Below are 234 nucleotides of genomic sequence, written 5' to 3'. Positions count from 1 at the left end.
ACCAGACCTGGGGCGAGGAGGGCTACCGGCATACCCTGAACATCCAGCCGGTCGCGCCGTTCTCGATCTCCGAGCACTGGAACCTGATCTCCCGCACCATCCTGCCGGTCACCTACCAGGAGGACGTCGTACCCGGCACGGACCAGGCCGGCCTGGGCGACATCACCCAGAGCCTGTTCTTCTCGCCGAAGCAGCCGACTGCCGGCGGCCTGGTCTGGGGCATCGGACCGGCCC

At 68.4% G+C, this 234-nt stretch carries 1 protein-coding gene; it reads left to right on the top strand.

What is annotated here, in order from left to right:
- Positions 1–234, top strand: a 234-nt coding sequence (locus SB658_RS27710; protein ID WP_410603794.1) for a hypothetical protein, incomplete at both ends; no start/stop codon positions are given.

Source organism: Bacillus sp. SIMBA_008, from assembly GCF_046535495.1.
Lineage (GTDB): Bacteria > Bacillota > Bacilli > Bacillales > Bacillaceae > Bacillus > Bacillus subtilis.
Note: the sequence above shows the minus strand (reverse complement) of the source record. Positions and strands in the feature narration are given on the sequence as shown.